3 protein-coding genes are annotated in these 1,472 nt (G+C 43.9%); 1 reads left to right on the forward strand and 2 read right to left on the reverse strand.

Annotated elements, in window-relative coordinates; translation table 11 throughout:
• A partial coding sequence (locus VXK47_RS08660) for a hypothetical protein (protein WP_435548378.1) occupies positions 1-188 on the reverse strand: 188 nt, incomplete at its 3' end.
• A 1-nt stretch (position 189) separates the two neighbouring features.
• Positions 190-681 (reverse strand): helix-turn-helix domain-containing protein, encoded by a 492-nt coding sequence (locus tag VXK47_RS08665; RefSeq protein WP_435548379.1) that lies wholly within the window; start codon positions 679-681, stop codon positions 190-192.
• 381 nt (positions 682-1,062) lie between these two features.
• On the opposite strand from VXK47_RS08665, the gene VXK47_RS08670 reads away from it, so the two are divergent.
• The coding region (locus VXK47_RS08670; RefSeq protein WP_435548380.1) for a WD40/YVTN/BNR-like repeat-containing protein at positions 1,063-1,472 on the forward strand (410 nt) is incomplete at its 3' end.

A 1,472-nucleotide genomic window follows, 5' to 3' on the forward strand; every position in this document is an offset into this window, starting at 1 on the left:
ATTCTTTGTTCTTTGGCAATTTGAACCGAACGTTTATAATGACTCGGTATCATGGATTTGTTTCCTGTTCTGTGGACAAATCCAGGCGTATAATTCCAAAGGGCCTGATGTGGCCTGCTGAGAGAAAGAACTATCTCTAAATCTTTTATAAACCTTCTGGTCTTACCTGCTGTATTGGGAGAACCCATATCAGCCCGAAGTATGGGCTTTTTGTTTTTGATCATCAATCTTTTCGCTAAAATATGGAGCTTCCCGAAGAGTCTGAGACCATACCCAGCTAATATTCTTTAACACCCTGTAACAACGGGAGGGGCTTATCCAATATCCATCATGCCTTAAAGACCCGCTTATCTGACGGTGGCTCATCTGTGGCCCGGATTTCTTTTTCTCTATAACAGCCTGACGTTCCGATTCTGTTAACGAAGTTGTCAATATCTTTGTCTCGTTCTTCTTATATGACCGTCCATAATAGGTTGAACGGTAGACTTTAAGAGACTTTAAAGCATTTGCTTTGGAGATTCCCTTAACACATAGTTCCGATACCGATTCTATAATCTGTTGCCGCTGTTCTGAACTGTACTTGCAACCCTTTGTTCGGTTCGTTAAACTAAGTTGATGATAGCCAGAATCAAAATGGCTGATGTCTGAAACACTATCCTTCAGCGGCTGTTTCTTACCCATAGTAATTGCTTGTTGTTATAGAGAGTGAATATATCATGCTGATACCAATAAGTCAACCTTTTTTATAATATAATTTGATAGTTATAATATAATTTGTTCGTTTAAGTTAATAACATTGGTTTCAAACATCAAATGGTTAGCTATATAGTGTAAGATTTACATGTTTTATTGCCGGAGTAATAACTTATGCACTTTAATACTAAATTAAGGAGGGTTAAATGTTGATGAGATTCATCAAGGTATTCTTATTATTGGGCTGTTTAGGTCTTTTTCTGCTGCCTGCCGCAGCGGAAACAGCCCAGCGTTTCCATGATCCGCTCTATGATCTGATATTACGGTACTATTTTACTTAGTGAAGACGGCGGAACCAAATGGGAGCCTGTGTCCAGCGGCACTAAAGAGCTGCTGGTGTCCCTTTCCTTTCCCGACGCCGGGCACGGCTGGGTGGTGGGCAGCAATGGCACCATCCTCGCCACGAGCGATGGGGGGCGGACGTGGAAGCCTCAGGTAAGCGGCACTTCCAATTATCTTTTTGGGGTTTGCTTCGTTAACCCTCAGAAGGGTTGGATAGTGGGCGAGGCTGGCACCATCCTCCACACTCAGGACGGAGGAGCGCATTGGCAGGCCCAGCAAAGCGGGGAGATGGAAGCATTGCTGGAGGCGGTGAAATTTCTGGATGAAAAGAGAGGTTTTATCGTGGGGGAGTTCGGGAGCATTCTGGTTACCTCGGATGGGGGAGCCATCTGGAAATGTATAACGAAGAGAGAGGCGGATATCCTGGATATCGGATC

Source organism: Desulfobacterium sp. N47 (assembly GCF_051233685.1).
GTDB lineage: Bacteria > Desulfobacterota > Desulfobacteria > Desulfobacterales > RPRI01 > RPRI01.

What these genes read in the sequence shown, in the direction of transcription:
- VXK47_RS08665 (WP_435548379.1), bottom strand. Translation starts at nt 681, where the DNA reads ATGGGTAAGAAACAGCCGCTGAAGGATAGTGTTTCAGACATCAGCCAT.